General features: G+C 43.3%; 13 protein-coding genes. 6 read left to right on the forward strand and 7 right to left on the reverse strand.

The features are described 5' to 3' along the window. Positions 1–67: 67 nt before the first annotated feature. From ACED28_RS11300 to glgX, 3 genes are all read right to left on the reverse strand, one after another. A complete protein-coding gene (locus ACED28_RS11300; RefSeq protein WP_371709886.1) occupies positions 68–811 on the reverse strand; it encodes a tRNA (adenine(22)-N(1))-methyltransferase TrmK in 744 nt (247 codons plus the stop codon). 153 nt (positions 812–964) lie between these two features. Beyond that, the gene (locus ACED28_RS11305) at positions 965–2707 is read right to left on the reverse strand and encodes a diguanylate cyclase domain-containing protein (protein WP_122046147.1); all 1743 of its coding nucleotides are present in this window, start codon (positions 2705–2707) and stop codon (positions 965–967) included. A 252-nt stretch (positions 2708–2959) separates the two neighbouring features. Next, positions 2960–4972, reverse strand: a complete 2013-nt coding sequence (gene glgX, locus ACED28_RS11310) for a glycogen debranching protein GlgX (protein ID WP_371709887.1) — start codon at positions 4970–4972, stop codon at positions 2960–2962. A 432-nt stretch (positions 4973–5404) separates the two neighbouring features. Between glgX and ACED28_RS11315 the strand changes: the two genes are divergently transcribed. From ACED28_RS11315 to ACED28_RS11325, 3 genes are all read left to right on the forward strand, one after another. Further along, on the forward strand, positions 5405–6808 hold the full coding sequence (locus tag ACED28_RS11315) for a carbohydrate porin (RefSeq protein ID WP_371709888.1): 1404 nt from the start codon (positions 5405–5407) through the stop codon (positions 6806–6808). 78 nt (positions 6809–6886) lie between these two features. Further along, the gene (locus ACED28_RS11320; protein ID WP_135383601.1) at positions 6887–7768 is read left to right on the forward strand and encodes a MalM family protein; all 882 of its coding nucleotides are present in this window, start codon (positions 6887–6889) and stop codon (positions 7766–7768) included. A gap of 245 nt (positions 7769–8013) precedes the next feature. Next, a complete protein-coding gene (locus ACED28_RS11325) occupies positions 8014–8841 on the forward strand; it encodes an alpha/beta hydrolase (RefSeq protein ID WP_371709889.1) in 828 nt (275 codons plus the stop codon). A 115-nt stretch (positions 8842–8956) separates the two neighbouring features. On the opposite strand, the gene ACED28_RS11330 is transcribed toward ACED28_RS11325, so the two are convergent. The 3 genes from ACED28_RS11330 to ACED28_RS11340 form a co-directional block, all read right to left on the reverse strand. After that, positions 8957–11818: an amylo-alpha-1,6-glucosidase gene (locus ACED28_RS11330; protein ID WP_371709890.1), complete on the reverse strand. Its 2862-nt coding sequence runs from the start codon at positions 11816–11818 to the stop codon at positions 8957–8959. Positions 11819–11868: 50 nt separating this feature from the next. Then, positions 11869–13047, reverse strand: a complete 1179-nt coding sequence (gene malE / locus ACED28_RS11335; RefSeq protein WP_371709891.1) for a maltose/maltodextrin ABC transporter substrate-binding protein MalE — start codon at positions 13045–13047, stop codon at positions 11869–11871. Positions 13048–13414: 367 nt separating this feature from the next. Further along, the gene (locus ACED28_RS11340; protein WP_371709892.1) at positions 13415–15046 is read right to left on the reverse strand and encodes an alpha-glucosidase; all 1632 of its coding nucleotides are present in this window, start codon (positions 15044–15046) and stop codon (positions 13415–13417) included. A gap of 194 nt (positions 15047–15240) precedes the next feature. Between ACED28_RS11340 and ACED28_RS11345 the strand changes: the two genes are divergently transcribed. The 3 genes from ACED28_RS11345 (at position 15241) to ACED28_RS11355 (ending at position 16930) form a co-directional block, all read left to right on the forward strand. Then, positions 15241–16158: a LysR family transcriptional regulator gene (locus ACED28_RS11345; protein WP_102582751.1), complete on the forward strand. Its 918-nt coding sequence runs from the start codon at positions 15241–15243 to the stop codon at positions 16156–16158. Between the two features lie 173 nt (positions 16159–16331). Then, positions 16332–16580 (forward strand): prevent-host-death protein, encoded by a 249-nt coding sequence (locus ACED28_RS11350; RefSeq protein ID WP_009845862.1) that lies wholly within the window; start codon positions 16332–16334, stop codon positions 16578–16580. An 11-nt stretch (positions 16581–16591) separates the two neighbouring features. Then, positions 16592–16930 carry a type II toxin-antitoxin system RelE/ParE family toxin gene (locus ACED28_RS11355; RefSeq protein ID WP_009845861.1) on the forward strand — a complete coding sequence of 113 codons (339 nt, stop codon included), beginning with the start codon at positions 16592–16594 and terminating at the stop codon, positions 16928–16930. A gap of 165 nt (positions 16931–17095) precedes the next feature. On the opposite strand, the gene ACED28_RS11360 is transcribed toward ACED28_RS11355, so the two are convergent. Continuing rightward, positions 17096–17341: a hypothetical protein gene (locus ACED28_RS11360; RefSeq protein WP_009845860.1), complete on the reverse strand. Its 246-nt coding sequence runs from the start codon at positions 17339–17341 to the stop codon at positions 17096–17098. Between the last annotated feature and the right edge of the window lie 241 nt (positions 17342–17582).

The raw sequence follows: 17582 nt of genomic DNA on the forward strand, positions 1-17582 counted from the left end.
AAACAGTGCAGTCAGTGCTCACTATGTTTTAAAGCGCTAAAACAAGGATGGTCAAAGAGTGAGGAAGTTAAATCGCTTGATAAGCCTCAATGATGTGCTTAACCTGACTGGTTTTGCCTTGCTTCTCTTGTCCTTGATGGATGCGCAAGTAGTGCTGCAATGTTTTGGCTTTGTATTGCTGTGATACTTGCTTCTGTTGTTCACAGTTCGGAGTCCAGATCTTGTCGCCGACGCTTGATATCTCAGTTACCGTTCGGTTATTGCCGTTTTCATCTAGATTTTTGTCGCTTTCACCTTGGTTATTGCTGACCAATAAAATCTCGTAGTAACGACTGTTCTCTTCAATTAACACTTCATCAATTAAGCCGAAATTGAGCGCTTTTAAATGGCTTCTTAGTTCGAACTGCTGATGAACCGGGCAAAGTAAAAAATCGATCGCTTTGTCTGGATGCTTGCAATGAATATCGTCGACGAGCTTTTGTGTTAGATCGCCTCCAACACCCGCAATAATGACCAGATGTCTGCCTGTGTGCTTTTCCAATGGAATCGCTGCGACATCCAAGCAGTAGACTTGCCATTGGCTGGTAACCGCTTGTTGGTCTGAATTATCTTGGGGAAAGTAACGCGTTAACTTGCCCTCCAGTTCATTCATCAGAGAAGGGACAATATCGACAAAATGAATCTGCGGTGCTTTGTGGTCAGATAATAGCTGAACACCCAAGAAGCCGTGATCACAACAACAGTCCCAAATATGTTGGTAGTCATTACTGACAAGGGAGTGGAGAGTTTGCAGTCGGTTACTTAGCTTCATAAGGCTCGTATCGTTAAAAAAGGGTATTGTTGTATCGAACGCGCATTGTAATGACTTTCCATAAAAACAAAAGCACCTAGGGGATTAATCCTAGGTGCTTTTTCGTTATCGGTATCGTACCAATCGGTGTGATACGAGCGTGTTAGCTAATGTCTACGACGCTTTGGCTACGCCTCTAATGTGACCTTCTACTCGATTCTTTCCAAGTTGTAGTGCGATAAGCTTTGCTTGTTCCGCAAGGGCTAAAGCAGAGTCTGTTTCGCCGTCTATTTGCGAAAACCCGACGCTGATACTGAGTGACAATGTGATATCCGGAGTGACTATGGTTTTCTCGGCGATGCTGACTCGACATTGTTCCAATTGGTGCTTGGCATCCTTCGCATCATTCGCTTTGAATAAAACGGCGAACTCCTTATCCCCAACTCGAGCAAGGCAAAGCCCTTTTGGCTTAGGGAAGTAAGAACGCATCGCTTCTGCGGCAAGCTTAATCATCTTGTCGCCAATCGCTTCACCGTAAGCTCGATTTACGTGGTCAAAGTTATCGATATCGAGCAGAGCTACATAGGTATCGGGTTCGCATGCGTAGTTGTCGATCGCGATGTTAAAACTACTTTTGTTGTCTAACTGAGTCATGAGATCTTTACTGCTCAATTGATGGTGGAGCAGTAAGTTAGACAACGAGACTTCGGTGTAATCTTTGATCATACGTAAAATACTTTGGCTGATCGGCAAGGGCGCATTGACGTAAATCACCGCGATTAGCTGGTTACGAGAGTGCAAAGGGATACAGTAGTGGCGTTGGAGTATTTTGAGTTTACGTGCCAATGGATCCGCGTATTTGCTGCTTCGATAAGCCATGCTTTCGGGAGAAAATCGCTCAGCAAGGGCTTTGTCAGAATGTACCGTTGATTTGTTTCCATGATAATCGATGGTACTGAATGAATGGCTCTCTGCTTGATAAAGGCAGAATTGAATGCCTTTTTGATAGGTAAAGCTATTGAATATGGCTTTTAACTCTCGTTTAAAGCTGGCGAGATCATCAACTTTATTCAGTTGAGATAACGACATGTTCAAGCGGTGAGCTAGGTAGTGTGCGCCAATCCATAATAGAAGCAGTGACCCGAGTACCACGCCAGTTAGCGTAAATTGGTGTGAGCTGGTGAGTATGTCGTGACGATCAGTGCCCGAGACGAATACCCAGTTTAAGCTGTTGTCAGCATCAAATACCGTTATTTTGAAATTATCTTGATAGTAGTATTCGTGTTGGCCGACGGTCTCACCTTGAGAGAGTTGGTGGCTGATGCCTGCATGATAGCTGATGGATTTGGAGCCAATGCGTTTCGGATCAGGATGGAAAACCAGTCGTTCGGTTGCTCTATCAACCACAAATACATAGCCACGGTCTAATGTCTTTAAGTCTCTCAGGCCTTGTGTGGTATGCAAAAGGTCAAACTCAATCCATATTTCTTTGTTCAACTTTTCCGTCGTGTGTTTGATCGCGAAAACCCAACGACCATCGGGTTTTTGATAGATAGAAGAGATGTAAAAACCTTCTACAACACTATCTATTGGATTCCACTGGATGGCATTGATCTGCTCATTAGAAAGAGGCAGGCCACGAGTTGAAATATATTGTTGGGATTGAGGCTGGTATTGAACAATATCGGAGAAGTTAGGTGTTCTCTTAAGAATATTGTCACTGATGTCCCTGAATTTTTGTTCACCGACGGGGCCTGATGTAGATAAGCTTAAACTGGTTTCCAAAAAATAGAGTTTGCCGAATGTGGCTTCGATGTTGGAATTGATGATGGAACTTGCGATACGAATATTTGATAGTGATTGTTCTTTTGCTGTCGTTTCTACTTTTTCAAGTTGAGCTGCAGCAAGATAGAGCATCCCTCCAGTTAATAAAATAATGTATGGTTTAAAAAGCCGAATTAATGTTTTAGGTAAAGCCATGATATCCAAAGACGTTATAGATTCATTTTTATAGTACGGCCATACTAAACAGTTTTCGTAATCACATCAATGCAAAATGTTCCATATAAAAAATTGAGTTTGTGACGTTCAGCGAATAAAAAAGCCAGTCATAAACATAACTGGCTTCTATGGCTTCGCGCATTCTATTAAGCTGGTTTGGCTTTTACCCTAAACCGAATCAGTCTTGTCTGGAGATGAGTTTGTTTTAGCTATTAGCTTATTTTGAGTAGGAGAATAGTGCAAAATTGCCATTGAAACGGGAGATAACAGCATTTCACCTTCGGCATGACCCGGTTTCACGTTTCGCAAGTTGGTATCACAGATGGTTACCCAGTCTTGCTGACGGTCGCTCGGTAAAGAAAATCGAGCAGGTGCGTTGGTTTGGTTGATCAGATAAATCAACTCGTCGCCATCCTTGCCGATGCCTAAATGTAAGGCTACGGAGCTTAAACGGTTCCAATCATCATGTTCCATGATTGTGCCATCAACACGGCTCCAGAATATACGGTTAGAGTTACGTTTATCGCCACTGAACGCTTTGATAAACGGCACCATGTATTGCTGACGTGCGGAGATCATCTCAGACAACCAAGCCTTGAAGTAAGTCTTACGCTCGGAATCTTCCCAGTTGAGCCAGCTGGTGACCCCGTCTTGGCAGTACGCGTTGTTGTTACCCTTTTGAGTATGAGATAACACATCGGCCGTCAAAATATGTGGAATACCGAATGCAAATAACAGGCTAGCCATGAAGTTACGCTTTTGCTTTTCGCGTGTTGCGATAACCAAAAGGTTTTCTGTGTTGCCTTCAACACCATAGTTTTCAGAGCGATTATCACCGTGTCCATCGCGGTTGCTCTCACCATTTTCTTCATTGTGCTTATGTTTATAAGAAACAAGATCTTGCATGGTGAAACCATCATGATAAGTGATGTAGTTGACGGTTAATTTGTACGGCCAGTGTGCGGCACTGTAGATGTCACGAGAGCCCATTAAGCGAGTCGCAAACTCTTTTAAGTAGCCTTGGTCGCCACGCCAGAAGCTACGAGTGATATCTCGCAGCTTATCGTTACACTCATTCCACCCCAACGGAAAATTGCCAACTTGGTAGCCATTTGGCCCGATGTCCCATGGTTCTGCAATTAACTTGGTTTCTTTCAATACCGGATCTTGGGCAACGGCTTTGAAGAAAGCAGCCTCAGGATTGTAGTTATCGCCTTCGCGCCCCAGTGTTGCTGCCAAATCAAAACGGAAGCCGTCGACTTGGAACTCACTAACCCAGTAGCGCAGTGTATCCATGACTAAGTTCAGTGCTGGTTGGTGGGTGAGGTCGACCGTATTGCCACAACCGGTGAAGTTCGCGTAATGACAGCCATGCTTAATGTAGTAGCGGCTATCCAGTGCTTTTAGGTTGAAGGTTGTACCACCTTCACCGCCTTCTGCTGTGTGGTTGTAGACGACATCAAGAATGACTTCGATACCATTGCGGTGCAGTTCTCGAATCGCGGTTTTGAGTTCACTAACGGCGTCTTTCTCTGCGTAGCGTGGGTCTGGCACCATAAACAAATATGGATTGTAACCCCAGTAATTCACTTTCCCCATATCCAATAGGTGGGGCTCATGCATACATGCAGCAATAGGTAAAAGTTGTAGAGAATTGATGTTTTGCTGTTTATAGAATGCAAGCATTTCGGGACTAACTAACCCCAAATAACGGCCTTTTGTATTGGTCGCGACTTCTGGGTGAAGTTGAGATAGGCCTTTAACATGGGTTTCGAAAAGAACGGTCTCTTCGCGGCTAATACGCGGCTTTTCGACATCTTGCCAATCGAACGTGTCATCAACTACGAGACACTTCGCCATCGAAAAGCTTTTTTCATCGGTATATGGCGTTGCGTAATCGAGCGGTTCGCTTATTGCTTTAGCGTAAGGGTCGGAAAGTAAGATCGGGCCATTATCAGTTTCAGCAATGAAACCGTATTTTTGTCCCGCTTTAATACCATCAACAAATACATATCTGATATCAGCGTATTCATTTTCCAATTTATAAGTGGTGAACTCATCGTTCTCGTCAAAAAGAGCGAGAGAAAGGGATTTACAGTCAGGGGAATAAATTGAGAAGTTACAGCCAGTGTTACCTAGCGTTGCGCCTAGTGGATAAGGGCGAGCGAGCGTTCTAGTCATTGCTTGATTTCTTGTTCGTTTATCAACATCAGTGAACTATTAGTAAAAGGCTTTGTCCCATTAAGGTCAAGCAACTTCATAGAATAAATTTTGTTGAAAAATAATTCATCGATGAAGTTCAAATTATATATTTGAAGTAGATCTCACTTATGCTGAATAATTAGATCTGTGTGCTGTCTACTCCTCCTAGATTAAGTGATCCAACCCTTTAAAATACCATTCTGTATAAACTCTACTCCCTTCTCATCCCCCTTAATTTAGTTCGGGGTGGAGGAAGTCAAACTTGTCATCCCCTCTTAATATTGGCTCCGTTGAAACGAATCAGGGGAAACCCTAAACCTCTCTATCTTACGCCCACCATTACTGCCTTTGGTTGTCGCAAGAGAGCAAAAATATAAAACCTAAAATAAATCGTCCTTAATGGAGTTAAGAATGAAAAAAGTAAGTTTGATTGCTGCTGCAGTGGCTTCTGCACTTGTCGCTGGTTCAGCGTTCGCAGAAAATGACGTTGCACTTGATGTAACAAGTGGTGACTCTGCAATGGAAGTAGAGGTGAAAAACCCTACTGACGTTATCACTGACGGCTGGGAAGTTCACGGTTACATGTCTTCTAACGTTCGTGTTGTCGACGGTAAAACAGTAGACACTGAATTCGGTAAGCCAGATTACAAAACAGCGGGTACTCACGGTAAGAGTACTAACCAAGTTGAATTTGTAATTAAGAAGCACTCTGAGTATCAAAATGGTGTGTGGGCGGACTACGTTCTTCGTACTGAATATGGTAACGGTAACTCATACGCTTATTCTTCTGAAGGCGGACAAAAGAAGAATGATGATTCTCAGTTCGAAGTAAAAGAAGCTTTCGTTGAGCTAGGTGGCATTTTAGGTGAAGACACTTCTATTTGGGGTGGTCAACGTTACCTAAACCGTGCAGCAGGTCTTTTATCTGGTGAGTTTTGGAAACAATCATCTGGTATTGGTGCAGGTATTCAAACTAAGCTTGCAGGACATACTGCTGGTATCGCTTATGTAATGGCTGATCCTGATGCAGGTTCTGCAGATTCTTACGCAATTGACTGTAAACAAGATGATGGCACTACATCGACAGATCCTAGTAAATGTAAAGTCAAGAAAGATGGTGCAAAAGAAAGACAGACACTCTCTTCTATTGACTTGTACTACTACGGCGTGGATGCGGGTATCGGCAGCCTAGACTTTGACTTTAAATATGGTCAGCAAAACATCAATGGCGGTGAGAACGAAGACGGTATCGGTGCAGCTGTAACGCTTAATACAAGTTACTATGGCCTAGACGGTTGGACTCAAAACGTAATTGCTTACGGCTCTGGCGTAATGAAAAACCGTGGTGTTAACTTCGGTGGTTGGTCTGGTGGCGGTGATAAAGAAGAATCACTATTCTTGACTTCTTACGGTGTGCTTAACATCTCTGAAAAATGGCAGTTAGGTACGGAAGCAGTGTACTTTACAGCTCTTGACCAATTGTTTGGTGCTGACGGTTTGACTCGTTACATGGTTGCTGCTCGTCCTTCTTACAAACTGAACGACAACATTCGCTTAGAAGCTACGGCTTCTTATGCACATGAAGAAGGTGATGAAGGTTACTGGAATCGCACTGGTGATGCTGTAGAGAGCGATATTCTTAACCTAGAAATTGCAACTGCATTTACAGCGAACTCTGACTACTTCGGTCGTCCACAAGTTAAGCCTTACATTAGCTACATTAAAGCTGATGATGAAGCAAGTGCTAAACAAATTGGTATCGATAACGGTAAAGACGAATTTGTATTCGGTGTACACACTGAAATTTGGTTCTAAACCGTTTAAAGTATAAGGCAGCCATTGGCTGCCTTTTTCCGTTTCCCCCAACAACAACCAATAGTGAGAGAGATTACAATGACAAATAAAAGCTCTATGTTAGCCGTGGTACTAGGTGCCTTGCTAAGCGGTTGTGCTTCCGATGCTCAGGTTCAAACTAAACTCGATGCACCCACTAATGCAGAAGTATGCTGCAGCGATTTTTCGCAGTACCCATACGCACAATTGAATGATAATGAAGATTTAAAGTTTGATATCGACTTGGGGTCACCTGTCGGTACATTTACAACAGGTAATAGCCACTTTGCAGCGTTCAAGTTCAGCGAGCGCTCAGGGGAGATGGTCGTTAAGCTATCGAGCTTGATGATCGATGATTCAGTTTTTGCTCCAGAAGCCATGCTTCTAGATGAAAACTTTAAGCCAGTGCAAACATTGAAGTTTGAAGACTTTAAGGTTCAGGCATCCGACGCTTTTACTCGCACGAGTTACATTGAGCGCTTGCGTATTGATGCGAGTAAGACACCTTATATTGTTATCTACACGCCTGCTGATGAGCTTGGCAATAAGGTGAAAGTTGATCACCCAGCAAAGGTGCGAGCAAAAGAATTTGGTGAGGTGATGCCTATGGTCACCGATCCGGTATACACCAATCAATTAGGTGGTCGTTTAGAGTTAGAAATTAAAACTTTAAAACTTCGCCCTTACCGAGCTAAACCTGCCGTAGCGCCAGTCGTTGCTGCCCCTGCCGCTATGGCAGCGACTGCAACACCTGTTGTACCGAAGAAAGCAGACACGCAGATACGTGTGCAGCAAGAGACAAAAGACTTCTATTTGTCTGCTATACAAAATGCGGTGAAGTCAGGTGATATACCGAAAGCTTTAGGTTTGTTAGATGAAGCGAAGGCGCTTAATGTTGAAGGTGCACAAGAAGCTTTTGTGCGAGCCGTCAACGCAAAATAGCTTGTTAGCTTGTTAGCTTGTTAGCTTGTTAGCTTGTTAGCTTGTTAGCTTAAGAGCTTAAGAGCTTAAGAGCTTAAGAGCTTAAGAACTTAATAACTTAATAACCTAATAACTTAGTAGGCTTAATGGCTTAGCAGCCCAGTATCTTAGTCGCTTAGATAGAGATAGAAATAAAGATAGAACGCTCCTTTAAAGGGGCGTTTTTTATATCTGAATTTATAGACACTTCAAGTTTAGAGGTCGTTATGCAATCTGAATTGATTATTATCGATGAGTTCTTTATTCCACAGTTGAATCGAACTCGAACGCTCCGCATTTACCTTCCTGCGGGGTATCACCAAGCAGAGCACGCTTATCCTGTCTTATACATGCATGATGGGCAGAATGTCTTTGATAAGTCTACAGCGACGTATGGGATGTGTTGGGACGCACAAACGACACTCGATGAGATGCAAAGGCTCGGTAAGTTATCTGGGTTAATTGTTGTCGCCATCGACAGCAGTCATGAGCTTAATGGCATGGAGCGTTATAATGAGTATTCGCCTTGGCGCGCTAACCAAGAGATAAAAGAGTTGGGTGTTGGTGATGAGCTACTTAAATTTGGTGGTCAAGGGGACGAGTATATGGCGTTTATCTGTCATACATTGAAGCCTTATATAGACCAAACATACAGAACAAAGCCGAACCGAGAGTTTACGTACCTAGCTGGCAGTTCAATGGGCGGGCTAATTAGCTTATATGGTGGCTCACTGTACCAGAATACCTTTGGCGTGCTTGGGGTTTTCTCTCCGGCGTTTTGGTTCAATAAATCCTCATACTTCGAGTATATGAAAGAGTTTAACTTTCTGTCTCCAACGAAAATATATATGGATATGGGAACGAATGAAGCTCGTGAAGAGGCAAGCGTAGATTTTGCTGACGTTTATCTGAGTGGTTCAAGGGCAATGAATACGTTACTCACTCAAAAGCCGAACGTGACGCTGTTTTATCAAGAAGGGCAAGGTCATCAACACAATGAACTGGCTTGGTCGTTGCGATTCCCGGATTTCATCGACTTTATTTTAGATAATTAAAGAAGGCCTAACTCCGTTTTGTCTTCGTAAACGGTGTATTAGGCCTGCTTTTTTATCACGTTATAGCCGTATCACTTTATACGTCTATAAAGCGATAGGCTTAGTATCAGCAAAGCTAGTCCTTGGCTGCTGACAATTTTTGCTTATTGCGCTTTTTCAACAAGTAGTCCTTGCTCATCAAACTGTTGTGTTGCCTTGCAAAGTCGGGCTTGGCAAACTGTAAATCGCGTAAGATGGCGTTATTTGGCTTTAGCTGAATCTCAAACTGCGCTTGTTTGTCGTTAACTGTGACCTGTTGTTGGTGACTGTCGATCATGATCTCCAACGATTGTGTTAATGGTGTCGAGATTACGGCAACAGACTCATGGTTTATGTCTAGCGTAAGCACCAACGTGATTTCGGGACTTACCGTATCTTCTAGATTTGACTGAATCTTGTAATGAGAAATCCCATTTTTAGATTCAAATGACAGTCGTAGCTGGTTTCCTTGACCAAAAGGCAACGAAGCCACTAATTCGCTCCAACAACTTGGGAAGTTTGGTGTTAGGTGTATCTGATTGTCCAATAAGCGTGGGCAATATCCCAAATAGTCCTGTTGCGCGTTACGAGCGTATTCTGAAACGGACCAGGCCTGAGCAAACGTCCCTGATTCTACAAGGTCGCGGTCACTATCTTGGAAAGCATCCAAATTTTCACTCATTGTCCCTCTACAGCCTTGTGTAAGGATCTGTTTTGCCAAGTTTTTGGATAGTTGGTAACTGAGATCTTGCTGCTTAAACTTATTGAGCGCCGTAATGGTAAAGCCCGCATTCCACCCCCAGATCGTCCCGTTGTGATAAGCCGCGTCCTTGTGGTACATGGCTTGATTGTCGTGATAAGGATGAAAATCGACATGCTCTTGTTGTAAGGAGCAGATCCCCCATGGGAACAATAGCGTTTCTACCGCGTTCTTGACGATGTATTGCTCTCTTTCATTCTGATTCAGCGGACTTTTCTGAGGAATTGAAATCGTCATCAACTGATTCGGACGCACGCTATAATCAGGCACATCACCTTGTGACAAATGATCGGCTAGGCGATGGTTTGTATCATCCCAAAACTTGGTGGCGAAACTCTCTTTCACTTTTCCAGCTTGGATTGCCCAGCTCTTTTCTGATTCAGAGTCGCCCACCAGAATAGCGAGTTGAATAGCGCAGTTTAAGCTTTCAAACCACAAAGCTTGGATGTCATTGGCTTTAGGGCCGCGAGGAGACCAAGGTGTCATCCCATCAATTTTTGCATCCATCCACGTATCAGGGTGGCGATGTGCCATCAGACTGTCTTTATTCGAATAATCTTCGTTCAAGCCATCTTTATTCAAGTAGTGTTTTTCGACACCCGTGATGAAACGCTTGAGAGTAGGGTAAATGGCCTTAGCGAACGCCACATCGCCAGAGTAGTTGATGTACTCAAGGGCTTCACGAATCATCCAAGGAGTACCATCGGTGGTGTTATAAATGATGTTCGTTTTACTCGTCACTCGATTCGGGATTCGTCCGTAATTTGTGGAATCTTCGTCGAGCATCTGCATGGACGCAAAGTTTTCAATGATCTCTTTTGCTTCACTAAACAGCCCATTAACCAAGCTTGTGCCCGACAAAGCGATAAAGGTGTCACGGCCCCAACAGTCCTTGAACCAAGGCAATCCAGCCCATATGCCCGTGCCGAACTCATGACTCACAAAGGTTCGGCTTGCAAGGCGCGACCACATGACCGCTCGGTTGTATTCAAGGTCGTTGGTCCACAAATAATTATTGGTTAAGAACTCATAAATCCGCTGTTGGTGAAGAACGTGTTCGTTATTTTTGAACGCTTGATTAACCAATGAGCTAGCGGTTTCACGAGTTTCAGCAAAGCCGAGGTAGACGACAAGTTCAGTTTGTTTATCTGACGTCGTGAGCATGAGTTTTGTATTGCTCTCTGAGAGCTGAACTAGGTCGCGAAGTTCAGGGTGAGCGTCTAGCGAGCTCTCTCGTGCATGTACTGCATGATTGCTTGCGATGGCGACAAACCTTGGGCAGCCGTCTGGGCAAACTTGAGGGCTGAGTTCTATGACGATGTTTGAGTCTGAGGTATGAACTTTAGAGTGAGTGGTCGGTATGTTGAGTTCTGGAATTAGGCTTAAAGCACTCGGTTTGTTTGACGACACAGTGAGTGATACAAGTCTGGAACCTTGAATCAGGCTCAACGACTCTCGGCTATGATCATAATGATGTTCAATACCATAAGGCGTCAGGCTGGCACGTTCAGCCTCTAACTTATTATTGAACTTGCCGTCGATATAGCTGGCGAAGGTTCCCAGTATCCAACCTTGGTGGTGACGATATTTGCCACCGTTTACATAGCTATAGGTTGCTCCATGATAGTAACCATCGACATTATCCCCGAACACAAACGGAAATGACTGTGTCTCTGAGATGGTGAGTTCTTGGAACAGTTGGTCATGTGGCATTGCAAATTCAGGGTGTTGCCAGTGAGGTAGCGTCTCCTCAATCTCAGCCTCAATCAGGTGAGTATCAATAGGCTCGCGTTGAGGTGTTGATAGATCATTGTATTCCCCCTTGGTTACGGTGATCGTTGGCGTCGAAGAGCCAAATTGCACCTTCAAGGAGTATTGACCAGCGACAGCGGGAGAGAGCAGTAGGTCATTGCCAATACCTTGTGTATTGATAAGCGGCATTGCTTGTTCCAATTCACAGAGAGTGGCTTCACTTTCATGCCCTGAAAGTGTCCATTGCTTGGTGCCATCTGAATCCGAAATTTTGAAGCGATAAAGGTCGGTAGATAAACATAGGTTTGCTCTGTAGGAGCCGTCTTGTTCTTTGAACAATGGGGTGTCTAACCCCCAACCATTGAACGTACCTTTTAGGTAAAGAGTAGGGATTTGCATAGCGAGTTGATTTCCAAAACAAAAAAGGCACAGCATGCGCTGTGCCAAAGGACAATAGGATATTAATATGAGGAAAGGGTTATTAATATGAGGAAAGCTTATTTGGTAATTTGTTTTGCTGCTGTGTCTAGCGCTTCTCTAACGGTTTGCTTCCCCTGCATTGCGTTATCGATAGCCGCACCTTCAGCGAACCAGTAAGCCGTCATTTGCGGAATGTTTGGCATGATTTCGCCGTTTTCAGCATTCGTCATGGTTGATTTGATGCGATCATCGCTCTCAAGAATTTTTTGGAATGATTTTAGTGTCACCGCGCCAAGAGGCTTGTCATCATTCATGGTTTTCAGAGCGTCGTCTTGGAATAGGTAGTTTTCTAAGAATTCGACAGCAAGATCAGTATTTGGACTCGCAGCATTGATACCCGCACTTAGGATCCCAACAAATGGGTTACCTTTACCGCCATTTAATGTCGGCAGTTCAGCAACGCCATAATTAACACCAAGCTTGTCTAAGTTACCCCAAGACCAAGGGCCATTAATGGTCATCGCCACATTGCCATTGGTGAACTCTGCTTCTGCGACTGAGTAATCCATATTCGGGTTAACTACCCCTTGGTTTACCATATCAACTAAGAATTGAAGGCCGCGAACACCCGCTGCATTGTTAACACCTGTGCTTTTAGCGTCATAGCCTGTTGCTGTTTTTTCAAACGCGAAGGCACCACCAGCAGAGATCATCGGCCATGTGAAGTACGCATTTTTCACATCCCACATGATGGCTTTTTTGTTTTGCTTAGCCATCTCTTTCTGAATGTCAGCAAGCTCTTCCCATGTTTTTGGTGGGTTTGGAAGTAGGTCTTTGTTGTAGATTAGAGAAGGTGCTTCGATTGCTAGAGGGTAGCCCACAACTTTACCGTTGACTGTCACCGCATCCCAACTGAAGTCGACAAGCTTTTCTTTGAATTCTTTACTTGGATTAAGTTCGTGAAGTAGCCCTGATTCTGCGTAGCCACCAAAACGGTCGTGTGCCCAGAAAATGATGTCAGGGCCGCCGCCTGTTGCTGCGTGTTGTTGGAATTTAGCTTCCAGTGAGTCTGGGTACTGAACGTTAATTTTTACACCAGTATCTTCTTCGAATTGTTTACCAATTTCAGCAAGACCGGCATAACTTTTATCGCCATTGATCCAGATTGTGATTTCACCTTCTTCCATAGCAAAAGCCGGTGCATTGAAAAGAGTAGCAAGGGTACAAATAGACAGTGTTTTCAATAGAGGTTTCATAATTTCATTCCATATTCAGAAGGTTATCCATAACGATAATCACTTCTATCAGTTCTTATTATCTGCTGAAAATAATATCGACTAATTTAGCCTTTGAGAAATAGGTAAACGCACCTTTGATATAGTAAAAAGCTATAGCAATGCCGATACAGTGCTGTTTTACAGGCGATCGCCATAGTTTTGTGAAGTGGCGCGTATAGAGAAATGTGAAGGCGGGCTCAAACTATTTTTGGGTGATGAAAGCCATCCAAAACTAAGCGCTAGGTTGCTTAGGTTAAGATGTGAAATGTTGGAGAGAATCGATGGCTTTGGGCAATAAAAAAGGCAAGGAGAACCTTGCCTTTGGTGTGTTGAATTTAACGTATGATTACAGTTTTACAGCAAATGATTCATACGGTGCCAGTTCAAGCTTGGCTGACAACTCAGTGACCGTTTGATAGTTATTGATCAGACAATCAAGCGTCTGAGTTTGGCATTGTTCAGGCATATCCAGTGTCAGGTTGTCGTTTGAGAAGTTACAAACTACAAACAGCTTTTCACCATCCAACTCACGTACGTAGGCGAAAACCTTGTCGTGTTCTTCAAAAACAGGGATGAATGAACCGTAGACAATCGCTGGGTGAGCTTTTCGTAACTCTATCAATGTCTTGTAGTGATAAAATATGGAACTTGGATCAGCCAACGCACTTTCGACGTTGATCTCTGGGTAGTTTGGATTCAGCTCAATCCAAGGTGTTCCGTCAGAGAAGCCTGCATTAGGTTGGTTGTTCCAGTGCATGGGTGTTCTAGCGTTGTCACGGCTGTTCTCGTGAATGGCGTCCATCATGTGTTCATGAGTAACACCCGATTCCGTTTTTACTTTATAGAAATTGTGCGTTTCAATATCTTTATATTGGTCCAGATTGTCAAAAGCGACATTGGTCATGCCAATCTCTTCACCTTGATAAATGTAAGGTGTACCTTTTAAGAAGTGCAAACACGTCGCCAGCATTTTTGCTGACTCAACTCGGAAGTGTTTGTCATCACCGTATTTTGAAACCAAACGTGGTAAATCGTGGTTGTTCCAAAAAAGGGAATTCCAACCACCATCGGCCAGCTCTAGCTGCCACTTGGTCAGCACATTTTTGAACTCTCGAAGATCAAGCGAAATAGGGTTCCATTTGTCACCGTTTTCCCATGTCAGGGTAATGTGCTCAAATTGGAATACCATAGAAAGTTCATTTCTACCTTGTCCGCTGTATAGCTTGGCTATTTCTGGTGTTGCGCCCCAAGTTTCTCCTACGGTTAACAAATCCTTGTTACCAAAGGTCGCCTGATTCATTTGTTGTAATAGCTTGTGCAGCCTTGGTCCGTTACCAGTGATTCCTTTATCGATCTCCTTACCAATAAGATCAATCACATCTAAGCGGAAGCCGCCGATGCCAAGGTCAATCCACCAGTTCATCATAGTATGAACTTCTTCTTGAACCTTCGGGTTTTCCCAGTTCAAATCTGGCTGACGTTTCGAGAATAGATGGAAGTAATATTGTTGTGTGAGTTCATCCCACTGCCAAGCACTTCCGCCAAAGATAGAACCTTGGTCATCCGGTGCGCTGCCATCCTGTTTTGCATCGCGCCAAATGTAATAGTCTCGATACGGATTGTCTTTTGAAGAGCGTGCTTGCTCGAACCAACGGTGCTCATCTGACGTATGGTTTACCACTAAATCCATAACAATCTTAATGTCACGTTCCTTCGCTTCATCCATCAGTCGTTTCATCTCTTCCATCGTGCCAAACTCTTCAGCAATCGCTTGGTAGTCGGAGATGTCGTAGCCGTTATCGTCCATTGGAGATTGATAAACAGGAGAGAGCCAAATGACATTAATGCCCAGTTCTTTAAGGTAATCGAGTTTGCTGATGATTCCATTTAGGTCACCGATACCGTCATTATTCGAGTCTAAAAAGCTACGCGGGTAAATTTGGTAGACCACTGCGTCATGCCACCATTTCTGTTCCATCTCAATGTCCACTTAATAAGTTAATTGACCTTACTATAGTGATTTCATCTTACACTGGGAAATAGCATTACTAATGCTCTATATAGAAAAATCCTATATCATGAGCTCTATCCATTGTACGCTGTGTTCAGTGGGTTAATTTGTTGAATTTCTAACCTCGCATTTTGTGATCGAATGCAAACTAAGAGAATCCTATGAACAAGCTATACCGATACTTTTTGATGGTTGCGCATACTGGCAGTATTAAAGGTGCCGCGGAAAAGCTGAATATTAGCCAGCCCTCCTTGACCGCTGCGATCAAGAAATTAGAGAGTGATGTTGGTGTGGCTATTTTTACTCGTAAGTCAAAAGGCGTTGAGCTTACCGAGTACGGGTTGTTGTTTCGGGAGTTCGCACAAGAACAGCAAGAAAAGCATCTGTCGTTAATGCACCGTTTTACCGACATGCAGCAGCGCCAATCCGGTAAATTGAAGCTCGGCACCGGGGAAGCTTGGTGGGAACAATTTGTTTGCAAGGCGGTTGAGGAATACAAGCAACAAGAAAAAATGGGCTCGCTACATTTGGAGTTCGGTAACAACTTGTCTTTGATGCACCATTTGGTTCAAGGCGATATCGACTTGTTTGTTGGCCATGAAATCTATGGGCTGCATGAGCGATGCAAAGTAACGTTTTACCCACTCTTTCAAGACAAAGAAGCGGTGTTTGTTCGAGCCAACCATCCGTTGCTAACGAAGAAACACTTAGACCCGAGTTTGTTAAGACGTGAGATGTTGGCGTTTCCAATACTCCAAGTGACCCCCGATCACTCTAGACATAACTCTGTACTGTCTGATCACGTAAATTCACAGCCTGGCGGGCGTGATTCTGAGGAGGTTGGGCGAGATGTCTATGACGTTGACTCTCTTTTTGCGAGCTTAGATATGTTAAGAATGTCTGATGCTGTCATGCCATACAGTCATAAAATGTGCGATTGGATGAAAGACAAAGGCTTCGAAACCTTACTGATTGATGACTCTAAGCTAGGAAACGTTGGCCTCTACGCGAAACAGGGAGCGGAAGACCTCAAGATCAAGACGTTCATTGAGATCTTACAAAAAGCCAACTTTGATTAAGCATTGCATGAAATACGAAACTCGTTTGGGTAAGCGTCCAATCTTGGTTGTGCAGGGCAGTTTAAATAAAGTCTAAATTTGAACTAGTAGTGATCGGGTAGTACAATATAGCTATTGAATGAGTGATGACATTCAACTAACTAAAGCAACAAATACAAACAGGGTGAGTGATTATGGACACAGCAAATGTAGAAACCGTCAGTTTCTTAAAAAAAAATGCGGCTAACTTGCCTTTAAGTGAACCACTAACGATCACGCAAAATGGAAAACCTACGTATGTAGTTGAGTCGTATGAAGACCATAAAAAACGTCAAGATGCCATTGCGCTAATGAAACTGGTTAGCTTTGCAAAAAATGATGTTGTTCAAGATCGTGTAACTTCGTCTAGAGATTTAAGAAGTCGATTAGCTGCCCGTAAGTAACAAAGGTAAATATGACTCATAAAGTAGAAATTCAATACACGGAAACATTTGAAAATTCGCTAAATGATTCGATTGATCACCTAACTCAATGGAATGATGAAAAATCAGTCATTGAAGGGATTGAGAGTCTTTTAGATGCCTTTGAAGAAAATGTGAGCCATAACCCTAACATGTACTCTAGATGTTCTGAGCTTGTAGGGTTGGGGGTCACTAGTATCAGAGAGTTCAAAAAATCGGGTTTTAGGCTGTTTTATGAGGTGAATAATGGCACGGTTACAGGCCTAGTCTTATTAAGGCAAAAACAAGACATATCAATGGCTCTCGTTGATTATTGCATCATACATAAATAAAGTTATAGCAGAGATTTAGCTCATGTACTTATAACCCCGTTTAGTGACTTACGGGGTGTGTTTTAATTCGAGTTAAGCGGCTGTTGTTAAAAAGCTTTATGATGTGTTCGCTTTAAAATCCAAAGGCTATCAGCCGTAATAGAAAGCCCCTCTACACCCATTCGCTTACTCTTTGGTCTGGTGACCTGTTTTCTTCGCAAACTTTTGCATCGCTTCAGCAAAGGTTGTTGCCCCACCTTTGGCTTGTACCTGTACTACCTTATACCCCAATTTTTCTAGCGCTTGGCGCTCTGCTAAAACAGCGTCATCGTCTTGCTGGCTGCCCTGTGCTGGTTGATGAAGGTAACACCCTTCTAGTTGACCATCTTCGACCAGTTGGTGGTGTTTCAGTGCATTAATATCAAAATTCATAATCAGTCTTTTCGTGTAAATGAGGAATACCTGCGGCAAAGCCCGCAAGCATCGATAATTTTCTTGTTTGTACCATAAGGCATTTTAACCATAAAAAGCGAATGGAAAAATAGTAAACCAGTGGAATGTAATCGGGAGCGGTTTATCTTAGAAATGGATGAGGTAACTGAGATCGTGCTGGAACGGTTTTGGACAAAAACGTTTTAGCAAGATTGCTAATTTAGCGAAGCATGAATTATTA

Origin of the sequence: Vibrio sp. 1F253 (assembly GCF_041439295.1) — a bacterium.
Taxonomy (GTDB): Bacteria; Pseudomonadota; Gammaproteobacteria; order Enterobacterales; family Vibrionaceae; genus Vibrio; species Vibrio tasmaniensis_A.

What these genes read in the sequence shown, in the direction of transcription:
- ACED28_RS11320 (WP_135383601.1), top strand. Translation starts at nt 6,887, where the DNA reads ATGACAAATAAAAGCTCTATGTTAGCCGTGGTACTAGGTGCCTTGCTA.
- ACED28_RS11340 (WP_371709892.1), bottom strand. Translation starts at nt 15,046, where the DNA reads ATGGAACAGAAATGGTGGCATGACGCAGTGGTCTACCAAATTTACCCG.
- ACED28_RS11355 (WP_009845861.1), top strand. Translation starts at nt 16,592, where the DNA reads ATGACTCATAAAGTAGAAATTCAATACACGGAAACATTTGAAAATTCG.
- glgX (WP_371709887.1), bottom strand. Translation starts at nt 4,972, where the DNA reads ATGACTAGAACGCTCGCTCGCCCTTATCCACTAGGCGCAACGCTAGGT.
- ACED28_RS11360 (WP_009845860.1), bottom strand. Translation starts at nt 17,341, where the DNA reads ATGAATTTTGATATTAATGCACTGAAACACCACCAACTGGTCGAAGAT.
- ACED28_RS11315 (WP_371709888.1), top strand. Translation starts at nt 5,405, where the DNA reads ATGAAAAAAGTAAGTTTGATTGCTGCTGCAGTGGCTTCTGCACTTGTC.
- ACED28_RS11305 (WP_122046147.1), bottom strand. Translation starts at nt 2,707, where the DNA reads ATGCTCTATCTTGCTGCAGCTCAACTTGAAAAAGTAGAAACGACAGCA.
- ACED28_RS11350 (WP_009845862.1), top strand. Translation starts at nt 16,332, where the DNA reads ATGGACACAGCAAATGTAGAAACCGTCAGTTTCTTAAAAAAAAATGCG.
- malE (WP_371709891.1), bottom strand. Translation starts at nt 13,047, where the DNA reads ATGAAACCTCTATTGAAAACACTGTCTATTTGTACCCTTGCTACTCTT.
- ACED28_RS11300 (WP_371709886.1), bottom strand. Translation starts at nt 811, where the DNA reads ATGAAGCTAAGTAACCGACTGCAAACTCTCCACTCCCTTGTCAGTAAT.
- ACED28_RS11345 (WP_102582751.1), top strand. Translation starts at nt 15,241, where the DNA reads ATGAACAAGCTATACCGATACTTTTTGATGGTTGCGCATACTGGCAGT.
- ACED28_RS11325 (WP_371709889.1), top strand. Translation starts at nt 8,014, where the DNA reads ATGCAATCTGAATTGATTATTATCGATGAGTTCTTTATTCCACAGTTG.